The sequence below is a fragment of the Brachybacterium sp. GCM10030268 genome, assembly GCF_042666305.1.
Classification (GTDB): domain Bacteria; phylum Actinomycetota; class Actinomycetes; order Actinomycetales; family Dermabacteraceae; genus Brachybacterium.
In genome coordinates this window covers 116,397-136,103 of record NZ_JBHTCW010000010.1, presented here as the reverse complement: position 1 = coordinate 136,103, position 19,707 = coordinate 116,397, and the positions used below count along the sequence as shown (strand labels likewise).

At 72.6% G+C, this 19,707-nt stretch carries 16 protein-coding genes; 12 read left to right on the top strand and 4 right to left on the bottom strand.

The features are described from left to right. Window positions 1-286 precede the first annotated feature (286 nt). On the top strand, window positions 287-994 hold the full coding sequence (locus ACFQRD_RS13765) for a glycosyltransferase family 2 protein (protein ID WP_377792825.1): 708 nt from the start codon (window positions 287-289) through the stop codon (window positions 992-994). An 87-nt stretch (window positions 995-1,081) separates the two neighbouring features. Here ACFQRD_RS13765 and ACFQRD_RS13760 read toward each other — a convergent pair whose 3' ends face one another. After that, window positions 1,082-1,999: an LCP family protein gene (locus ACFQRD_RS13760; RefSeq protein ID WP_377017300.1), complete on the bottom strand. Its 918-nt coding sequence runs from the start codon at window positions 1,997-1,999 to the stop codon at window positions 1,082-1,084. 593 nt (window positions 2,000-2,592) lie between these two features. Between ACFQRD_RS13760 and ACFQRD_RS13755 the strand changes: the two genes are divergently transcribed. The 6 genes from ACFQRD_RS13755 to ACFQRD_RS13730 all read left to right on the top strand — a co-directional run bounded on the left by ACFQRD_RS13755 (window position 2,593) and on the right by ACFQRD_RS13730 (window position 9,654). Continuing rightward, window positions 2,593-3,600: a glycosyltransferase gene (locus ACFQRD_RS13755; protein WP_377017302.1), complete on the top strand. Its 1,008-nt coding sequence runs from the start codon at window positions 2,593-2,595 to the stop codon at window positions 3,598-3,600. After that, window positions 3,597-4,481, top strand: a complete 885-nt coding sequence (locus ACFQRD_RS13750; protein ID WP_377017304.1) for a glycosyltransferase — start codon at window positions 3,597-3,599, stop codon at window positions 4,479-4,481. Before ACFQRD_RS13755 ends, ACFQRD_RS13750 begins: the two co-directional genes overlap by 4 nt. Window positions 4,482-4,616: 135 nt before the next feature. Next, window positions 4,617-5,777, top strand: coding sequence for a UDP-galactopyranose mutase (gene glf / locus ACFQRD_RS13745; RefSeq protein WP_377017306.1), 1,161 nt, complete (start codon window positions 4,617-4,619; stop codon window positions 5,775-5,777). A gap of 52 nt (window positions 5,778-5,829) precedes the next feature. After that, window positions 5,830-7,947, top strand: a complete 2,118-nt coding sequence (locus tag ACFQRD_RS13740; RefSeq protein ID WP_377017308.1) for a glycosyltransferase — start codon at window positions 5,830-5,832, stop codon at window positions 7,945-7,947. Next, on the top strand, window positions 7,944-8,870 hold the full coding sequence (locus ACFQRD_RS13735; protein ID WP_377017310.1) for an ABC transporter permease: 927 nt from the start codon (window positions 7,944-7,946) through the stop codon (window positions 8,868-8,870). The genes ACFQRD_RS13740 and ACFQRD_RS13735 overlap by 4 nt, the downstream gene beginning before the upstream one ends. 70 nt (window positions 8,871-8,940) lie before the next feature. Next, the gene (locus ACFQRD_RS13730; protein ID WP_377017610.1) at window positions 8,941-9,654 is read left to right on the top strand and encodes an ABC transporter ATP-binding protein; all 714 of its coding nucleotides are present in this window, start codon (window positions 8,941-8,943) and stop codon (window positions 9,652-9,654) included. Window positions 9,655-9,677: 23 nt separating this feature from the next. Here ACFQRD_RS13730 and ACFQRD_RS13725 read toward each other — a convergent pair whose 3' ends face one another. Further along, window positions 9,678-10,361: a TIGR03089 family protein gene (locus tag ACFQRD_RS13725; RefSeq protein WP_377017312.1), complete on the bottom strand. Its 684-nt coding sequence runs from the start codon at window positions 10,359-10,361 to the stop codon at window positions 9,678-9,680. Beyond that, the gene (gene cofE, locus ACFQRD_RS13720; protein WP_377017314.1) at window positions 10,358-11,464 is read right to left on the bottom strand and encodes a coenzyme F420-0:L-glutamate ligase; all 1,107 of its coding nucleotides are present in this window, start codon (window positions 11,462-11,464) and stop codon (window positions 10,358-10,360) included. Before cofE ends, ACFQRD_RS13725 begins: the two co-directional genes overlap by 4 nt. Before the next feature lie 179 nt (window positions 11,465-11,643). Between cofE and ACFQRD_RS13715 the strand changes: the two genes are divergently transcribed. The 3 genes from ACFQRD_RS13715 to ACFQRD_RS13705 are packed head-to-tail and all read left to right on the top strand — an operon-like array spanning window position 11,644 to window position 17,053. Further along, window positions 11,644-11,943 (top strand): WhiB family transcriptional regulator, encoded by a 300-nt coding sequence (locus ACFQRD_RS13715; RefSeq protein ID WP_377017316.1) that lies wholly within the window; start codon window positions 11,644-11,646, stop codon window positions 11,941-11,943. A gap of 12 nt (window positions 11,944-11,955) precedes the next feature. Then, window positions 11,956-15,429: a hypothetical protein gene (locus ACFQRD_RS13710; protein ID WP_377804534.1), complete on the top strand. Its 3,474-nt coding sequence runs from the start codon at window positions 11,956-11,958 to the stop codon at window positions 15,427-15,429. Beyond that, entirely contained in the window at window positions 15,422-17,053 is a 1,632-nt protein-coding gene (locus ACFQRD_RS13705) for a DUF5719 family protein (protein ID WP_377017320.1), read from the top strand. The genes ACFQRD_RS13710 and ACFQRD_RS13705 overlap by 8 nt, the downstream gene beginning before the upstream one ends. Window positions 17,054-17,081: 28 nt before the next feature. On the opposite strand, the gene ACFQRD_RS13700 is transcribed toward ACFQRD_RS13705, so the two are convergent. Next, window positions 17,082-17,537, bottom strand: a complete 456-nt coding sequence (locus tag ACFQRD_RS13700; RefSeq protein WP_377017322.1) for a metallopeptidase family protein — start codon at window positions 17,535-17,537, stop codon at window positions 17,082-17,084. A gap of 88 nt (window positions 17,538-17,625) precedes the next feature. Between ACFQRD_RS13700 and ACFQRD_RS13695 the strand changes: the two genes are divergently transcribed. Both ACFQRD_RS13695 and ACFQRD_RS13690 read left to right on the top strand, forming a co-directional pair. Further along, a complete protein-coding gene (locus ACFQRD_RS13695; protein WP_377017324.1) occupies window positions 17,626-18,006 on the top strand; it encodes a DUF3499 domain-containing protein in 381 nt (126 codons plus the stop codon). After that, window positions 17,999-19,690 (top strand): phosphomannomutase/phosphoglucomutase, encoded by a 1,692-nt coding sequence (locus ACFQRD_RS13690; RefSeq protein ID WP_377017326.1) that lies wholly within the window; start codon window positions 17,999-18,001, stop codon window positions 19,688-19,690. Before ACFQRD_RS13695 ends, ACFQRD_RS13690 begins: the two co-directional genes overlap by 8 nt. Window positions 19,691-19,707 lie beyond the last annotated feature (17 nt).

Here is a 19,707-nt window from a genome sequence, read left to right as displayed (position 1 = left end):
GATTGGTGTCCACGCCGATGACCTCGTGCCCTGCATCGGCGAACTGCACCGCCAGCGGCAGCCCGATCTTCCCCAGTGCCACGACAGCTGTCTTCACGGCGATTCCTCCTCCTGCGGCGCCGACGGGGCGCCGTGTACGCGATGACGGCCACCGGCGGCGGCCCACCGGGACAGGGTATCCTCCTCGGGCGTCCGGGAAGGTCAGTCCCGCACCGTCACGTCGTCGAAGCCGCAGTGTCCGCGCGGCCCCGAGATCCGGGCCGCGCGGAGCCCAGAAGGAGAGCCCTTGAGCACGTCCGAGCCCGAGCGCGAAGGGCCCGATCCGGGAGCCGAGAGCACCTGGTTCGTCGTCCCGCTGTTCAACGAGGGCGCGGTCGTCGGCGACGTGATCCGTGACCTGCGCATGCGCTACCCGCTGGTGGTCTGTGTGGACGACGGCAGCCAGGACGACTCCGCCGCCATCGCGGCCGAGGCCGGTGCCGCCGTGGTGCGCCACCCCTACAACATGGGTCAGGGAGCAGCGCTGAAGACGGGCATCGACTATGCGCTCAGGGACCCGGGCATGCGGCAGGTCGTGACCTTCGACTCCGACGGCCAGCACCAGGTCGATGACGCCGCCTCGATGATCGCCATGCGCGAGGCCGAGGGCGTCGACATCGTGCTCGGTTCCCGCTTCCTCGACGCGCGCACCCAGCCGGGACTGCTGAAGCGGATGGTGCTGCGGGGAGCGGTCTGGTACTCGAACCTCACCAGCGGCGTGCGCCTGACCGACGCGCACAACGGGCTGCGCGTGATCGGCCGGGAGGCGTGCGAGAAGCTCACCATCGAGCAGAACCGGATGGCCCACGCCTCCGAGATCGTCGAGGAGATCGGCCGCCACGGCTTCACGGTGCGCGAGCACCCGGTGCACATCCTCTACACCGACTACTCCCGGTCCAAGGGCCAGTCGATGCTGAACTCCGTGAACATCGTCATCGACATGCTCTTCCGCTGACCTGCGGGAAGCGCGGCGCGGGCCGCAGGGACGTTCCCGCGGGAACGCCTCGGCGACCCCGCGGGAACGTCTCCGCGCGAGCCCGTCCTATCCCTCCGCGGGGGCCTCGGCCGAGCCGTCCTCGATGGAGTCGAAGAACGCGGCGATGTCGTCGTCGTCCGTGAGGATCGCGATCCCGGAGTTGTTCGTCCGGTACTCCGGATCCTCGATCGGCATCGCCAGCGTGGTGCCCTCGTTCATCGCCTTCCGTGCCGTCAGCGCCATGCGGCCGGCGGCGAAGATGCCGGTGCCCTCGCTGGTGATCAGGGCGTCCGAGCCCGCCCCGGCCAGGCGCACCTGCGCGATCGGGTTCAGCAGCACCGAGGGCGAGGTGGCGCGGTCCATCAGCGCGCCGACGAACTGCTGCTGACGCTGCTGGCGACCGATGTCTGCCGTGGGGTCGAAGTAGCGGGCCCGCACGAAGGCGAGCGCCTGCTCACCGCCCACGTCGTGGCAGCCCTCGGTCATGGACAGACCGGACTTCTCGTCCTCGACGTCCTGATCGATGCACAGGTTCACGTGTCCCACGGCGTCGACCATCCCCGAGACGCCGTCGAAGCCGATCTCCACGTAATGGTCGATGGTCAGGCCCGTGAACTCCTCCACGGTCTCGACCAGCAACGACGCCCCGCCGAAGGCGAAGGCGGCGTTGAGCTTGTAGCCCCCGTGCCCGGGGATGTCCACCAGGGTGTCGCGGGGCAGGGAGACGAGATAGCTGTTCCCGCCCGGGGCCTTGTGCAGCAGCATGATCGTGTCGGTGCGGGCGCCCTCGGTGCCGTCGTCGCCGACCGCGTCACCGCCGCGCCGGTCCGAGCCGGCGATCAGGTAGGTCGTGCCGGGCGTGTTCTCGGCCTCCGAGAGGGCGTCGATGTGCTCGATGCGGCTGTTGGCCCACAATCCCAGGCCGGCTCCCCAGCCCAGCACGATGACCAGCAGGAGCACGAGCAGCGTGGCACCCAGCCGCATCGGCCGCGGCACGCGCGACCGGCGCCGGGGGTTGCGGCCCGCCCCGGGAGGCGGTGGCGGGGGAGGGCCGCCGGGGCTGTCGGGTCCGCCCGGATCGGCGAGGCCGCCGGCCTGCCCCGCAGTGCGGTATCCCTGTCCGTGGTGATGGACGGGAGCGCCAGCCGACCCTGCAGGCCGGCCCGGCCCGGGCCGAGGCTCCTCGGCGCGAGGCAGCGGCCGGGTGGGAGCGGGTCCTCCGTTCCGCGGCTCCGCGTTCCCGGGTCGCGGCACGGGGCGGGCGCTGCCTCCGGCGCGGGCGCGGCTGCCCGCAGGTCTGCGGGGTCCTCCGCGTCGCGGGGAGCGGGGCGGCTCCTGATCGCTCACAGCGGTCTCCTCTCCGGCCGGGGCCCGGCTGGTGTCTCGTATAGCGCCCGCCAGAGTAGCGGGCCGTGCGGCCCGACCGTCCGTGCCGTCGGACCGATGCCCGCGATGTCCCGAGAACATTCCGCGAACCTTCACACGTCCGGCATCCGGCCGGTGTCCTGGCCAGTCGTGGTCTCCGTACACTGGGACCCGCGCCGCCGAGGCGGCCACGCTCACCAGCAGGAGGCGACGTGACCCCATCCGCACCCGCAGGCGGCCAGATGCCGTCAGCAGGGACCGCTCACCCCGACGCCGCGACAGCACGGGTCGTCGCCGTGGTCGTCACCTACAACCGCGAGCAGCTGCTGCGCGCGTGCCTGGACGCCCTGGAGGCCCAGGAGCGCCGGCCGGATGCCGTGGTGGTCATCGACAACGCCTCGAGCGATCTCAGTGGCACGGTGGCCGACGAGCACCCGATCGGGGCCGACGTCGTCCACCTGCGGCGCAACGTCGGTGGGGCGGGCGGCTTCGCGGCCGGGATCGCCCGCGCCCTGGCGCGCCACGGAGCCCAGTGGATCTGGCTGATGGATGACGACACCATCCCGCGGCCCGGCGCTCTCTCCGCGCTGCTGAGTGCGCTGGAGGCCTCCCCGGTACGGCTGAGCGTGCTGAGCTCGCGCGCGGTCTGGACCGACGGGCGCGATCACCCGATGAACAGTCAGCGCGTGCGCCTGGGGGCGAGCGCGCAGGAGCGCCGCGACGCGGCTCGTGCGGGCGGTCATCCCATCCGCACCGCGAGCTATGTCTCGGCCCTGCTCAACGGTGAGGACGTGCGCCGCCTCGGGCTCCCGTGCGCGGACTACTTCATCTGGTCCGACGATTTCGAGCACACCGGCCGCCTGCTGCGCCACGGCCGCGGCCTCCACGTGCGCGACTCGGTGGTCGAGCACCGCACCGTGCGCTTCGGGGACGCCCAGGCCAACCCGGGCTCCCGCTTCTACTACGACGTGCGCAACCGGCTGTGGGCGCTGCTGCGCACCAGGTCCTTCACCCCCGTGGAGCGGGTCCTGTACGGCGGGCGCACCGCGCTGGGATGGGCGGGACAGCTCGTGCGCCACCGCGGCGACCTGCTGGGAGTCGGCACCCGCGGACTGCTGGCCGCGCTGCGCCGAGGGCCGCGCCCGACCGCCGTGGTGCTGCAGGCCGACGGGGAGATCGCGGCCGACGTCCGCGCCATCGAACGGGCGGCCGGCCGGTGAGCTCATCCCCGTTCGCGACACCGCCCTTCGCCGTCCTGATGCCCCTGTGGGGGCGCGATGTGCCCGCGCGCGTCGAGCTGGCCCTGGCCTCCGCGACGCTCGAGCAGGAGCTCCGGCCGGAGCTGCTGATCCTCAGCGTCGACGGCCCGCTGCCTCCGGCGCTGGAGCGGCTCGTCGAGCGTGTCGGATCCGGCGAGTTCGGCCCCGCCCGGGTGCTGCGCCACGAGACCCATCGCGGAGTCGCGGCCGCGCTGCAGGACGGGCTGGAGGCCTCGCCCCATGAGATCGTCGCCCGGGCCGACGCCGACGATCTCTGCCAGCCCCAGCGGTTCGCCCTGCAGATCCCGCGCATGGAGGGCTCCGCGCCTCACGGCCACGAGGGAGAGTGCGAGCCGCTCGACCTCCTCGGCGGCGCGATGCGGGAGTTCAGCGACCGGGTCGCACCCGGCCGGGGGCCGCTGCGCACCCGTCCGCTGACGCACCGCGACATCGTCGCCTACATGCCCCACCACAGTCCCTTCCACCACCCCACCGTGGTGATGCGGCGCTCGGTCGCGCTCGCCGTCGGCGGCTACCGCGACCTGCCGCTGCTGGAGGACTACTGGCTCTGGGAGCGCATGATGCTGGGCGGGGCAAGGATGGCGAACCTCTCCGAGGTGGTCGTCGACTACCGGGTCGAGGACGAGCTGTTCGCGCGCCGTGGAGGCTGGCGGCTGTTCTCGAGCGATGTGCGTCTGCAGCGTCGGCTGCTCGCCGACAAGGTCACCTCGCCCGCGCTGTGCCTGCGCAACCTCACCCTGCGCGGCGCCTACCGTTTCGCGCCCGGATGGGCCCGGCGACTGGGATACCGCCAGTTCGTGGAGAAGGCGGTCCAGGAATGACCTCGCGGCACGAACCCACGATGAGCGTGCCCACACTGTCCGACGCGCCGTGCCGACGTGCTCGGGCGCCCCGCCCGCTCCGCTACTGTGATCGGGTCTCCGGCGGACCTCCCGCCTGCTTCGAAAGGATCCTCTGTGTCGACTCCTGATCTCCTCATCGTCGGCTCGGGCCTGTTCGGCCTGACCATCGCCGAGCGCGCGGTGGCCGAGCACGGCGCGAAGGTGACCATCATCGACCGCCGTCCCCATCTCGGTGGCAACGCCTACTCCGAGGCCGATGAGCAGACGGGCATCGAGGTGCACAAGTACGGGGCCCACCTGTTCCACACCTCGAACCCGCGCGTGTGGGACTACGTGAACCGGTTCACCGAGTTCACCGGCTACCAGCACAAGGTGTACACGAACCACCGCGGCGTGGTGTACCCGATGCCGATCAACCTGGGCACCATCAACCAGTTCTTCCAGGCCGCCTACTCGCCCGGCGAGGCGCGGGCGCTGATCGCCGAGCAGGCCGGTGAGCTCGCCGGCACCGATCCCGAGAACCTCGACGAGAAGGGGATCTCCCTCATCGGTCGCCCGCTGTACGAGGCGTTCATCAAGAACTACACCGGCAAGCAGTGGCAGACGGATCCCAAGGACCTGCCCGCCTCCATCATCTCCCGCCTGCCCGTGCGCTACACATACGACAACCGGTACTTCAACGACAAGTACGAGGGCCTGCCCGCGCAGGGATACACGGCGTGGCTGGAGCGGATGGCCGATCATCCCGACATCGAGGTGCAGCTGGAGACCGACTACTTCGACACCTCGCAGCCGCTGAACAAGGACGCCACCCGCGGGAACCTCCCCGTCGTCTACACCGGCCCCATCGACCGGTACTTCGACTACGAGCAGGGCCGACTGGGCTGGCGCACCATCGACCTCGAGACGGAGCACCCCGAGGTGGGCGACTTCCAGGGCACCTCGGTCATGAACTACGCCGACGCGGAGGTGCCCTACACCCGGATCATCGAGCCGCGCCACTTCCACCCCGAGCGCGACTACTACCCGGACGATCGCACCGTGATCCAGCGCGAGTACTCCCGCTTCGCCGAGTCCGGGGACGAGCCGTACTACCCGATCAACTCCGGCGGTGACCGCGAGACCCTGCTGGCCTACCGGGAACTGGCCGACGCCGAGCCGCGCACGCTGTTCGGCGGCCGCCTGGGCACCTATCAGTACCTGGACATGCACATGGCCATCGGCTCGGCCCTGTCCATGGCCGACAACAAGCTGGCCGACCTGCTGCGGGCGTGACCCGCCCGCCCCGCCGAGCCGGGGCACCCCACCAGCGCCGACGAGGAGCACCATGAATTCGACCCCTGCCCCTGCTGCACCGCACCAGGAGGCCGCTGCCTCCGCAGCCAGCAGCGACGGCGTCGCCCCGCAGCGGCTGCTGCAACGGGTGATCCTGCCCGCCGAGGCGTCCCCGGACGTCGTCCCGCTGTACATCGAGGCGGAGGACGCCCGCTCGGGCGTCACCGGCGGCTCGTTCGGCCTCGGCGGCAACGCCGGGACCGCCGGCGGGCAGGAGGAGGCCTCCGGCTCGCGGTTCGGCTCGCACGCACAGGTCGAGATCAGCGAGCTGGACGACCGCCACTCCGTGCGGATCCCCGCCCATGCCATGCGCTCGTTCGGCACCTATTTCAACGCCTTCCCCGCGGCCTACTGGCGTCGCTGGACCCCGGTGCGCAGGATCCGCCTGACCGTGCGCACCGCCGGATCCGGCCACCTGGTGGTGATGCGCTCGACCGCGCGCGGCACCCTCCAGCGCCATGAGTCCCGCACCGTCAGCGGCGCTGGCGACCAGGTCTTCGACCTGCCGCTGACCGCCTTCGGCGACGGCGGCTGGTACTGGTTCGACGCCTACGCGGGCAGCGAGGACCTCACGGTGATGGGCGCGCAGTGGACGGCCGACGCCGACCTCGCCCGCACCGAGGGCAGCTTCTCGATCTCCATGACCACCATGAATAAGGTCGAGTACTGCCTGGACAACATCCGCACGATCGCGGAGGACCCGGACCTGCGCGCCCTGCTGGACGTGATGTACGTCGTCGACCAGGGCTCCGACCGGCTCACCGACCACCCCGACGAGCTCGGCCCGCTCCAGGAATCCCTCGGTGGGCAGTTGCAGATCATCGAGCAGGGCAACATCGGCGGCTCCGGCGGCTTCTCCCGCGGGATGTACGAGGCCGCGACCGCGGGCACCTCGACCTACGTCATCAACTGCGACGACGACATCGTCATCGAACCGGAGTCCCTGATCCGGATGACCACGTTCGCCGACTTCGCGACGAAGCCGACGATCGTCGGCGCGCACATGTTCGACCTCAACAACCGTTCGGTGCTGCACACCTTCGGCGAGGTCGTCGATCCGTGGCGCATCCAGCCCGCACTGGCCAACCCCTCCAGCGAGATGGGGCACGACTTCACCCTCGCCCCGCTGCGCTCGACCCCGTGGCTGCACCGCCGCGCCGACGTGGACTACAACGGCTGGTGGAGCTGCCTGATCCCCACCGAGACGGTGCGCGCGATCGGGCTCAGCCTGCCGGTGTTCATCAAGTGGGATGACGCGGAGTACGGACTGCGGGCCAAGAAGGCCGGATACCCCACGGTCTCGCTGCCCGGCGCCGGCGTGTGGCACATGAGCTGGGTCGACAAGGACGACCTCGTCGGCTGGCAGGCCTACTTCCACGAGCGCAACCGCCTGATCACGGCCCTGCTGCACTCGCCGTACGAGCGTGGCGGCCGGGTGATCAAGGAATCGCAGTTCATGGACGTCAAGCACTTGATCTCCATGCAGTACTACACCGAGGCCGGCCGCCTCATGGCTCAGCGGGACGTGCTCGAGGGCCCCGGTGCCCTGCACCCGGCGATCGGCACCAAGCTGCCCGAGATCCGCGCGATGGCCTCCGACTTCGACGACGCGGTCGCGAAGAAGGATCAGGACCTCTACCCGCCGGTCCACGTCGACAAGCCCCCGCGCAAGGGCCGGCCCTTCACCGAGCCGCGCCGGGTGCTGCTGCCCGCATGGACGGCCAAGACCCTGGTCAAGCAGCTCATCAAGCCGCCCAAGCCGCGGGCCGATGAGAACCCGCAGGCCGCGATCGCCCACCTCGACGCCAAGTGGTGGCGGCTGTCGGCCTACGACAGTGCACTGGTCTCGAACGCCGAGGGCACGCAGGTCGCCTGGTACAAGCGCAGCCCGCAGCAGGTGCGCGAGATGCTTGCCGAGGCGATCCGCGCGCACGTCGAGCTCCACCGTCGCTGGAACGCCCTGGCGCGCGCCTACCGGGAAGCCAGCGGGGCGATCACCAGCTTCGAGGCCTGGGAGAAGACCTTCGCGGACAACCCCGCGCCGGTGCGCGAGATCGATCGCGCAGACGGCCGGGAGTCAACCGGGACGAGCGGAGGCTCGACGGCGTGAACGACGCAGTCGAACCGCGCACTGCGAAGGTCCCCTCGCGCGCCGAGCAGGCCGAGGGGTGGCGGGCGCCGGGGCAGGACGCCGGCTGGCTGAACCCGCTGACCGAGCGCTTCCTGCTGCGGCTGCTGGTGCGCAAGGAGCTTCGGGTGCGCTACCGCGGCAGCGTGCTGGGCATGGTGTGGAGCTACGTGAAGCCCGCCGTGCAGTTCATCGTGTTCTACATCGCGCTCGGGGTGTTCCTGCAGCTGTCCAAGGGGACCCCGGCCTACGCCGTGTACCTGTTCAGCGGCATCGTCGTCATCAACCTCTTCGGCGAGGTGTTCGGCAACGCCACGCGCTCGATCACCGGCAACCAGGCGCTGGTCTCGAAGATCTACCTGCCCAGCCAGCTGTTCCCCTGGTCGAGCATGATCGTGGCGCTGGTGCATTTCGTCCCGCAGCTGCTGGTGCTGGTGGTCGGCGCGCTGCTGATGGGCTGGATCCCCTCGTTCACCTCCGCGGTCGCCTTCGGACTCGGCATGATCATCCTGCTGGTGTTCACGATGGGACTGGGCATGATCACCGCTGCCCTGAACGCCGCCTTCCGGGACGTCGAGAACTTCGTGGACCTCGTGGTCATGGTCGCCACCTGGCTCTCGCCGGTGCTGTATCGGATCTCCATGGTCCAGGAATCGATCGACGGCACGATCTGGTGGTGGCTGTACCAGCTGAACCCCCTGACGATCGTGGTCGAGCTGTTCCACACCGCGTTCTGGCGCTACAGCGAGCCCGTCGTGCTCAAGGTGCCCACGGATCCGACCCTGGTCACGCCCGGGGAGCCCTACGGGCTGTGGTGGGCCGGACTGCTGATCGCAGGGGCCGTCTTCGTCCTCGGCACCATCGTGTTCGAGCGCTCCAAGCGGCGCTTCGCCCAGGAACTGTGAAGGGAGGAGGCCCGTGAGCCCGAACGTGCAGGACATCCCCGACTCCGCAGCCGTCCCCACCGACCGCGAGATGGTGCGCATTCAGCGCGTCACCAAGCAGTTCTCCCTGCGTCATGATCGCGCGCTGAAGGAGCTGGTCTTCTCCGCGCTGCAGCGCAAGAAGCTGGCCGATACCTTCCTCGCGCTGGACGACGTCGACCTCACCGTCCATGCGGGGGAGACCGTGGGCCTGATCGGGTTCAACGGCTCCGGCAAGTCGACGCTGCTCAAGACCATCTCCGGGGTGCTGTTCCCGGACCGCGGGCGGGTGCTGCTGCGCGGGCGCGTCGCCGGGCTGATCGAGGTCGGCGCCGGCTTCCACCCCGACCTCTCGGGACGCGAGAACGTCTACCTCAACGGTGCGATCCTCGGGATGAGCCGCGAGCAGATCGACGCGAAGTTCGACGACATCGTCGCCTTCAGCGAGATCGAGGAGTTCATCGACACCGACGTGAAGTACTACAGCTCGGGCATGTTCCTGCGGCTGGCGTTCGCCGTCGCCGTGCACACCGAGCCGGACATCTTCCTGGTCGACGAGATCCTCTCCGTCGGGGACGAGCCGTTCCAGCGCAAGTGCCTCCAGCGCATCCGCGAGCTGCAGCAGGCCGGGCGCACGATGATCGTGGTCTCCCACGAGCTCGAGATGCTCGAGAAGCTGTGCTCGCGCATCGTGGTGCTGCGCAAGGGCGAGATCGTCTACGACGGCGATCCCACCGAGGCCGTGCGCACGCTCCGCGCGAGCTGACACGGCTGAGCGGGTCGCCCGGCTCAGGCTCGGCCGGTCACCGACTCCTCCTGCGCCTGGCGCTCGCTCACCGCGGCGGCGGGGCCGACGATGCCGCCCCCGGCCAGCAGGGCAGCCAGCACGGCCGGCGCCGATTCCAGCCCGTCCCCGGCCACCAGCAGCCGGGGCGGTGCCGACGTCGACGCAGTCCCGTCGCCGGCTGCTGCAGCCACCGGGTCCGGTCCGCTCCAGGCCGGCAGAGCCACGCCGAGCCGGTCCGAGCTGGCGCGCACCTCCGCCACCCAGTCGTGGGCGAGGGCGGGCAGCTCGGAGGAGAAGCGCGGGGCGAGGGAGAGGGGCTCCAGGGCCAGCACCTCGTCGGCATCCGCGGCGAGCTCGGACTCGGGACGGTCGGTGATCACCACCCGCGGCCCGGTGCGCTCCGGGCCGGCGCCGTGCCCGTCGGCGATCGTCACCTCGGCGCCCAGCGACCAGGAGGCCAGGGCCAGGACCAGTCGCTTCCAGTGCGGCGGCAGATCGATCAGGACGCTGTCGCCGAGCTCCAGCGCGATCTCGTCGTGGAGATGGCCGACGGCCTTGATCACCCAGTTGGCCAGCACATGCCCCGACAGCTCGATGCGGGACGCCTCGCCGTACCAGGCCAGGACGGGATGGGGGCCGCCGCGCTCGAGCGCGGCCAGCAGGCGGGTGGAGAGGTCGACGGTCATCGGGAGTCCTCCTGCGGGTGGGTGACGACGACGGTCAGGGGCGGCAGCGGCGCGGCGATGGCCTCGGCCCCGAGGGCGGTGCGGACCCGCTCGGCCAGTTCGCCCGCGGCGACCCAGTCTGCGGGATCGGCGCCGCCGGGAGTGACCAGGATGCGCCGCGGCTCGCCGCCGCCCTCGGCGGTGGCGTCCTCGGCGAGGTGGGCAGTGGCCGTGCGCGGCCTCCGGCCCGCCCGGGGCAGCGCAGCGACCTCGAGGGCGCGGGCGATCCGCTCCGCGGCAGGTTCCGGGGACATGCGGGCGATCGGCTCCTGGGCCGGGGCGAGCCCCAGCGCCACCCACACCGACTCGAGGCTGGGGCGGCGGAACCAGTCGTCGGCTCCGGTGCGCGAGAGGTCGCGGGCGGGGACGTCGTCAGCGGTCGCGCCGGGCACGCCGCGCACGATCGCCGCCGGGACCCCGGAGGCCTTGCCCTTGACCAGATCCGCGGCGGCGGCCAGCTCGTCGGCCAGGGCGCGTACGGTCACGGTCAGGGGGCGCCCGTCCGCGTCCGCCCCGCCGCGCAGATCCTGCAGGGAGGCGACCCCGGCGGCGCCGAGCGCGATGTCGCCGCTGCCCACCCGCCAGACCCGCGAGGAGGTGTCGGTCAGCACCACCCCGATCCGGACGCCGAGGGCGGCGATGAGTCCGCTGCGCAGCTCGGCGGCGCACGCATCGGGGTCCTCGGGCAGCAGCAGCGGGCCCTCGGGCGCGTTGGAGGAGTCCACGCCGGCGGCCGCGAGCACCGGTCCCGAGGCGATCTGGACGACGGAGGTGACCAGGCGGGTGTGGCGCCGGCGGGCGATGGTCCGCACCGCCGCGGCCTCGATCGCGGCCTCACGCCGGGCGGCGGGGACGGACAGGCCGAGCGACTTCGAGACGATCTTCGTCGAGACGCACAGGACGTCGCCCTCCTGGACGCCGGCCTCCCGGACGGCGGCGGCCAGGACGGCGGGGAGATCCTCGCCCGCCCGGATCTCCCCGAGGCCGGTGACCGGGATGACCTGCACGGGGCCCGGGGCGCGAGGCGAGGATCCGGCGGGGGCCGACGGCCGGTGCTGCGGCACTCGCGACGGAGGGTGCGGGGTGGCGATGAGGGATCCTCCGGGTTCTGTGATTCGGGACCGCCGGGCCGCGGGACGCGCCGGTGCCGCTTGACGGGCCATAACTACACGGGTGTATTTTAGGCCGCATCAGGCCGTCGGTGGTCATCGGTGGGCAATCAGCAGCGGAAGGAGAGGTGGCGATGGACGAGGAACAGGTCGAGGACGACGCGCGTGCAGAGCTGTCCCTGCTCGACTTCGCCGGGCAGGACTCCGACGATACCGAGCTGTCATGGCAGGAGCGCGCCCTGTGCGCGCAGACCGACCCGGAGGCGTTCTTCCCCGAGAAGGGCGGCTCCACCCGTGAAGCGAAGAAGGTGTGCGTCTCCTGCGAGGTGCGCGCCGAGTGCCTCGAGTACGCCCTGGAGAACGACGAGCGCTTCGGTATCTGGGGCGGACTGTCCGAGCGTGAGCGCCGCAAGCTCAAGCGCCGGGTGGTCTGACATCCTTCCCCGGTGAGCGAACCTCATGTCACTGCTGTCGTCCTGCTGAGCGGGTCGACGACCGCGCATTCCCTCAGCACAGCCCTCGAAGCCGTCACCGGCCAGTCCCGGCACGCCGACCGCCTCGTGGTGGTTGCCACCTCCGATCTCTCCGACGACGTCCAGGATGCCCTCGACGCGCAGGTCGCCGACGGGGTGGTCGACGACGTCGTGACCATATCCGCCTCCGCCGGCCCGGCGGGAGCGGTGCGTGAGGCCGCCGATCTGCTCTCGCGGGGTTCGCGCGAGTCGGGCCGCGCCCCCGCCGCCGACGTCGACGCCGGGGATATCGAGGACACCGCCCGGCCCTCCCGGCGACGCGCCCGAAAGGTCGACCGCACCGCGATCGAGAAGCGCCGCACCCAGCAGGCCGAGGACCTCGCCCGCATCCCGCAGCGGCTGCGCACGCGCCGCTCCCGCCCTGGCCGACGCGTCGGCCTCGGGGGCGGCGCCGATTCCGAGTCCTGGTCGTCCTGGCTGTGGTTCGTCGTCGACGGTTCCACGCCGGGGCCGACCGCTCTCGAGCACCAGCTGCGATTCGCCGCCGAATCCCCGAACACCGGCGTGGTCGGGGCCAAGCGCGTGCGTCCTATGGGGCCGGCACCGGACGGCGACGGCCCCGACCGGGACGGCCTCGGCCAGGACGGTCCCGGCCAGGAACGCCTCGATCACGACCAGCTCGATCACGACCGGAACGACGAGAGTGCGCCGGGAACCGCCCCGCATGCCGATGCCCTCGTGGACGTGGGCATCACGCTGACCCACGGCGGCCGCATCATCACCGGGGTCGACCCCGGAGAGATCGACCAGGGACAGGCCGACTGGCGCCAGGACGTGCTCGCCGTGGCGCTGCCGGGCATGCTGATCCGCGAGCAGACCCTGCGCGACGTGGGCGGTCTGGACCCCGACCTGCCCGCTCCGTGGGCCGAGATCGACCTGTGCCGGCGCGTGTGGCGCTCGGGCGAGCGTGTCGCGGTCCAGTCCGCTGCGACGGTCCTCTACCCCGCACCGACGCGGCCGGGCCTGGAGCGCCTGCAGGAGCAGCGCACCGGGCAGATCCTGGTGCTCCTCAAGCATCGCTCCCTCCTCATGGCCCTGGCCATGCTGCTCGTGCTGCCGCTGAGCACGATGCTGCGGATGGCCGGGGCGGTCGCCGCCTCCGCGCCGCGCCGCGCCGGGATGGAGCTGCGAGCCTGGATCGCGGCACTCGCCCGCGCTCCTCGGGTGCTGGGCCGGGGCCTTCGCGAGCGTCGGCGGGCCCGTGTTCCCAGCGGGCGCCTGGCCCCGCTCTACCTGCCCCGCGGTGAGGGCGCCCGGCGCCTGCTCGACGACACCTGGACCCGGCTGGTCGCCGACGACGACCGGATCCGCCGCATCCGACGCACCACCTGGGGCGTCGCCGGGACCCGTCACGGGATCGAGGACGCCGACTACGGTCGCCACCTGGTGTGGACCGTGGTGGTGGCGCTGACCGCGACCGTGCTGGGGCTGACCGCCCTGCGCCGCCTGTTCGGCAGGGGCGAGCTCACCGGCCCCGGGCTGCGAGCGATCCCTGAGAGCTGGGGCGCGCTGTGGGAGGCCGCCTGGTCCAGTTGGATCCCCGGCGGGCTGGGGGAGCGCGGGCCGGGCGACCCGCTGGTGCGCCTGCTGGGTCATCTCCCGCTCGGCGGTTCCCTGTTCATCGAGATCGTCGTGTTCGCCGCGGTGCCCGTGAGCGCGCTGGCCGCCTGGTGGGCGGCCGGCGCCGTGACCCGCGCCGTCGGGGCGCGGCTCGCGCTGACCACGGCGTGGGCAGTGGCGCCGTCGCTGCTGGCCGCTCTGGCGGCCGGGGCGTGGCCGCTGCTGCTGGTGCACATGCTGCTGCCTCTGATCGCGCTGTCGATCGGCCGGGCCGTCGGCCTCCCGCACAAGGTCTCGCAGGCGAGCATCTCGGCCGCCGCGATCGGCGGCCTGCTGCTGCTGGTCGCCGGCGCGATCCAGCCGGTGCTGGTGCTCCTGGGGGCGGTGGCGCTGGTGCTCATCGCACTCGGCGTGCCCGGCCGCCGGGCCCGTCTGCTGTGGGTCCTCCTGCCCTCCCTCGCTCTGCATGCCCCGTACCTGCCTGTCTACCTGGGCCACCCGCGCACGCTGCTGGCCGTGGGAGGTATGCCGGCCCGCGCAGGCACCGCCTCCACGACGGATCTGCTGTCGCTGTGGCCCGTGGCCCCGGGCCTGCAGGACGCGCTGGCGCCTCAGCTGGGGGGACCGGGCGGGACGATCGCCCTGCTGGCACCGGTGCTGCCGGTCGCCCCCGTCATCCTCGCCGCGATCTTCTCGCCCCTGCTGGCCGGGCAGGCGGGGCGGGTCGGCCGCTTCAGCGTGCTGATGGCCGCCGTGAGTCTGCTGACCGTCCTGCTGGCGCGCGAGACGCCGACCGCCCTCGGCGACGAGCAGCTGGTGACCGCTCCGCTGCACGGCCTGCTGAGCGTGACCCTGCTGCTGCTCTGCCTCGGGGCCGCGGCGAGCTTCGACGCCCTCGCCCGGCGGGAACCGGGTGACGGCCGCCTCCGTCGCCTCCTGACCTCGATCACGGGGGCGGCTGTGGCCGCGGTCTGTCTGGTCACCGTCGTCGGCGGGACCGCGCTGCTGCCCGGCCAGCTGCGCGTGGACCGTGTCGAGGGCGGCGAGGTCCCGGCCGCCGCCGCGGACCAGGGCCGCACCTCCGCCCGCGCCCGGGTGCTCGTCCTCAAGCAGGAGGCCGACGGCTCCGTCGGCGCCAGCGTGGTCGTCCATGGCGGCGACACCGTCATCCAGCACGCCGCGATCGACGACGCCCGGCACGTCGAGACCGTCCGCTCCGGAAACGCCCCCGACGAGGATCCCGGCTCCACCGCGCTGCGGGGTGCCGTCGCCGAGATGCTCTCCTCCGGGGCCGACGCGGCCGCGAGCGACGAGGTCCAGCAGGCCACCGCCACTCTCGCCGTCGCCTATGTCGTCGTCGAGGGCGACCCGGAGCAGCAGGCGGAGCTGATGCGGACCCTGGACACCTCCTCGACGTTCGAGAAGGTCACCGAAGGCGCCCGTGGCGGCATGTGGCGGGTCATCGACTCCGCACCCCGCGCCCGAGTCACCGGCGGAGACGAACCCGTCGCGCTGGACAGCGGCGTGATCGGCGCCGAGGGCACCGTTCCCGCCGCCCGGGATGAACGCACCGTGGTGCTCGCCGAGCGCTACGACACCCAGTGGGAGGCGACGCTCGAGGGCACCGAGCTCGAGCCGGTCGTCGTGGACGGCTGGGCGCAGGGCTTCACCGTCCCGCCCGGCACCGGCGGCGACATCGACATCCATCGCGAGCAGCCCTTCCGCCTGCTCTGGCAGGTCGGCCTGTACGCCGTGCTGGCCCTGACCGCGCTGATCGCGATCCCCTGGCGCGTGCGCCCCCGGGCCGCGGAGGAGATGTATGGCTGAGAGCGATCTGCACACCGACCGGGAGCTGGCTCCATCGCGCCGCGCCCCCCACGGTGGTCCCTGGCGCCCGCTGCTGGCCCTGGCTGCTCTGATTCCCCTGGCCGCCGCGGTGGGGGCGATCGCCGCCACCCCGGGGCCGGAACCGACGACACTCGCCCGCGCCGAGGCGCAGTCGCAGCCGGGGGCGACCTCGCTGCAGTGCCCCGGCCCGCTCACGCTGCCCGAGGAGCTCCTCGCGGAGGGGCCGGACGCCGATCTCGCCGTCACCCCGCCCACCGAGACGGTGGACCTCTCCTCCGTGGCCCTGGAACCGGAGTCCTCCCTGCTGTTCGGGGAGGTCAGCGCTTCGGAGACGCTGCAGGAGGACGACGGCTCCGTGCGAGCTCCCGACATCGTCACCGAGGGCAGCGACGGCACGGCCCTCCAGGACCGGACCGCCGCCCAGGACCTGGGAGCAGGCGTGCAGGCCGTGACCGGCATCGAGGATTCCCCGGTGGTGCGTGCGGCGACCTCGCAGGGTGGCCGCCCTGTGGCGGACACCGTGCAATCCACTGCCACCGACGCCGGCGACTATCGCTCCCTGTCGCTGACCCGCTGCGCCGAGCCGACCACGGACGCGTCGTTCCTGGGGGTCTCGACCGCCACCGGCGACAGCTCGGCGCTGGTCCTGCGCAACCCGACGCAGCGGCCGGCCACGGCCTCGGTGCAGGTGTGGACCGAGGACGGACCCGCCGCGATGGAGGGCCGCAGCCAGGTCGTGGTCGCTCCCGGCGCCGAGGAACGGGTGCTGCTGGAATCCGTGGCCGGTGGCCACGACGTCGTGGGCGTGCGCACCACATCGCTCGGCGCGCCGCTGGCGATGCACGTGCAGACGACCGAGCGCGACGGGCTGACCCCCGGGGGCGCCGAGATCCTCCAGCCGCTCGCACCCGCCGCCGAGGAGCAGGTGATGCCGGGTGTGGAGGTCGCCGGGACCCCGCCGGTCCTCGTGCTCGCCAACCCCGAGGGTGCGGACACCACCGCCTCCGTGGACGTCGCCGGTGACGACGGCCCGGTCGACGAGGCCGCCCTCGAGGATGTCGAGGTGCCCGCGGGCGCTGTCGTCAGCGTGCCGCTGGAGTCTCTGGGTGATGGCACCTTCTCCGTCTCGGTCACCTCCGCGGATCCGGTGCTGGCGGTCACGCGCTCCTCCGCCACGGGCGCGGACCTGCCGGGGGACACGGTGGGCAGCCCGGTCGATTTCACCCTCGTCGGCTCCGCGCCTGCCATCGCGTCCCACGCCATCACGGCCCTGCCGGCCGAGGGCGCGGCGGGGGAGCTGACCCTGGCGGCGACGGCGGATTCCGCGGTCACCGTCATCCCGATTGCCGCGGACGGGTCCGCCGGGGACCCGGTCCGGACCGAGGTCAGCGAGGGCGGCTCGACCTCGGTCGTCGCCGCCGACCTGGAGATCGACGGGCAGTCCGCGGCCGGTCTCACCGTGGTGCCGGAGGTCCCCGGTGCCGTGCATGCCACCTGGATGCAGCGCGAGAGCGACGGCGCCGGCGGCGTGCTGCTCTCAGCCCTGCCGGTGCACACGGCGCGCAGCGGCGGCGACCCGCTCACGGTGCGGCTGCAGGAGTGAACCGCGGGGGAGCCGGGACCGATCGAGGTCACTCGCTCCAGGCGCCCGGATCCACGTCCTCGGGAGCGATGTTCAGCAACGACCCGATCTGCTCGGCGAGCACCTGACGCACCAGCAGCTCCAGGTCCTGCTCGCCGGCGCAGCGGGTCTGGACCGGCCGGCGGTAGACGATCACCCGCGCCGGATGCTCGCGGGTGGGCGGCAGCGCCCGTCCCAGCAGCACCGTAGCGTCCTCCCACGGGGCCGCGTCGGCGGGAGGCACCTCCTCGACCAGCACCTGCAGATGGGCCAGGCGACGCGGGAAGCGCTCCGTGAGGTCCGCCCCGGCGTCGGCGACCAGGTCGTCGAACTGCTCGCGGCGGGTCCGGTAGCCGGGAAGATGCGGCGGGATCAGATCCCAGCGCCTGCCGCGGCCCCGGCGATCGCGGCGACGCGGCCCCGGGCGCGGTCCCGGCACCGCGGGTCGGATCGGCTCGACATCCATGGAGGCACTCTAACGGCCTGGGGGCGACGCCCGGAGGTCAGGGCGCGCCGCCGCCCGAGGGTCGGTTCGCCTGCGTACACTGCTGGACGTGCCTGCTCGTGAATGCTCCCGGACCTCCTGCTCGAGACCGGCCGTCAGCTCGCTGACCTTCGTCTACGAGGACTCGACGGCGGTGCTGGGGCCCTTGTCGCGCACCAGCGAGCCGCACGCGTACGACCTCTGCAGCGAGCATGCCGGCCGCATGACCGCGCCCCGCGGCTGGGAGATGCTGCGGGTGCCCGGCGGCTCCGACGTCAGCGATGATCTCGTGGCCCTCGCCGACGCGGTCCGACAGCGCCCGGCCCCCTCCGGACAGCCCGCGCCGAGCGCGGGGCCGGCGCCGCGCAGCGGCACTCGGACGCATCGCACCGCGGGGCCCGACGAGGTGCCGGAGCGCCACCTCCGCGTCGTCAGGAGCACCGATGACTGAGCGCCCTGCAGCCTCGTCCCCGGACCTCTCCGCACTGGTCACCGCCAATGACGTGCGCGGCGTCGCGGGCGAGGAGCTCAGCGAGGGCGTCGCCCGCGCGCTCGGCGCCGCCTTCACCGACTTCCTGGACGGCGATGCGCTGATCGTCGCCCACGACATGCGGATCAGCTCGCCGGATCTGTCCCGTGCGGTCATCGAGGGGGCCGTCCGGCGCGGGGCCATCGTCGGTGACGCCGGGCTCGCCTCCACCGACCAGCTCTACTGCGCCTCCGGGCTGCACCGTGCAGCCGGCGTCATGGTCACCGCCTCGCACAACCCCGCCGCCGACAACGGGCTCAAGCTGTGCCTGCCGGGCGCCCGGCCCCTCAGTCGCGACACCGGCCTGGACGAGATCCGCCGGGCCGCCGAGGCGTACCTGGCCGCGGGGGAGATCCCGGAGCGGGGCGAGGGTCGTACGCAGCCGCTGGACACGCTGCCCGACTACGTCGGGACGCTGCACGGCCTGGTGAGCGTGCCGGATCGCCGGCCGCTGCGGGTCGCCGTCGACGCCGGCAACGCGATGGCCGGCCTCACCGCCCCTGCGGTCCTCGAGAGCCTCGAGCAGCTCGACGTGGTCCCCGTCCACTTCGAGCTCGACGGGACGTTCCCGAACCATCCGGCCGATCCCCTGGACCGCGGCACGCTGCGCGACCTGCAGGACGCGATCCTCGCCCACGGTGCGGATCTCGGACTCGCCTTCGACGGCGACGCCGACCGCTGCGTGGTCCTGGACGAGACGGGCGCGGCCGTGCCGCCCTCGGCGATCACTGCGCTCATCGCCCGCCGCGAAGTGGCCCGCGCCCGTGCCGCAGGCGAGGAGCGGCCTGTCGTCGTCGCCAACCTCGTCTCCTCCCGCCACGTCGCCGAGGCCGTCCTGGAGGCCGGGGGAGAAGCGGTCCGTTCGCCCGTCGGCCACTCGCTGCTGAAGGCCCTGATGGCCGAGCACGATGCCGTCTTCGGCGGCGAGCACTCCGCGCACTACTACTTCCGGGACTTCTTCTTCGCCGACTCCGGCATGCTCGCCGCCCTGCACGTGCTCGCCGCACTGGGGGAGAGCGACGGACCGCTGTCCGCCCTGATCGCCGAGCACGACCCCTATCCCTCCAGCGGCGAGATCAACACCCGCGTCCAGGACCCCTCCGCTGTCAGGGAGCGGGTACGGGAGCACGTGGAGAACCTGCCCGGGGCGCGTCTGGACGACCTCGACGGGATCACCGCCGTGCACTGGGATCCCGGCTCCCTGCCCGAGGACCGCTGGTGGTTCTCGCTGCGCTCGTCGAACAACGAGCCGCTGCTGCGGCTGAACGTCGAGGCCGAGCTGGAGACGACGATGATCCGGATCCGCGAGGAGATCCTGGCGATCGTCCGCGACCAGGACCTCACCACGGCCCCGTCCTCGGCCGACGCCGACGCAGCGGACTCCGACGGGGGGTCGGTGCCGCCGGCGGAGTCGGAGCTTCCCCCCGGCGCTAGCGGAGCCGACGTGCCCAGCTGGGTGCGCTCGCGTCTGCGCTGCCCCGACTGCGGAGGCGAGCTGCGAGACGTCGACGCGGCCCTGCAGTGCACCGGATGTGCGCGCCGGCACCCCGTCGAGGACGGGATCCCGGTCCTCATCGCCGGTCGCCACGACTCTCCGTCGGCCTGAGCAGGAGCCGCACCGGT

Coding starts and splice junctions, on each gene's coding strand:
- ACFQRD_RS13740 (WP_377017308.1), top strand. CDS start 5,830: ATGAATTCGACCCCTGCCCCTGCTGCACCGCACCAGGAGGCCGCTGCC.
- ACFQRD_RS13690 (WP_377017326.1), top strand. CDS start 17,999: ATGACTGAGCGCCCTGCAGCCTCGTCCCCGGACCTCTCCGCACTGGTC.
- ACFQRD_RS13725 (WP_377017312.1), bottom strand. CDS start 10,361: ATGACCGTCGACCTCTCCACCCGCCTGCTGGCCGCGCTCGAGCGCGGC.
- ACFQRD_RS13730 (WP_377017610.1), top strand. CDS start 8,941: ATGGTGCGCATTCAGCGCGTCACCAAGCAGTTCTCCCTGCGTCATGAT.
- ACFQRD_RS13700 (WP_377017322.1), bottom strand. CDS start 17,537: ATGGATGTCGAGCCGATCCGACCCGCGGTGCCGGGACCGCGCCCGGGG.
- ACFQRD_RS13705 (WP_377017320.1), top strand. CDS start 15,422: ATGGCTGAGAGCGATCTGCACACCGACCGGGAGCTGGCTCCATCGCGC.
- ACFQRD_RS13760 (WP_377017300.1), bottom strand. CDS start 1,999: ATGCGGCTGGGTGCCACGCTGCTCGTGCTCCTGCTGGTCATCGTGCTG.
- ACFQRD_RS13715 (WP_377017316.1), top strand. CDS start 11,644: ATGGACGAGGAACAGGTCGAGGACGACGCGCGTGCAGAGCTGTCCCTG.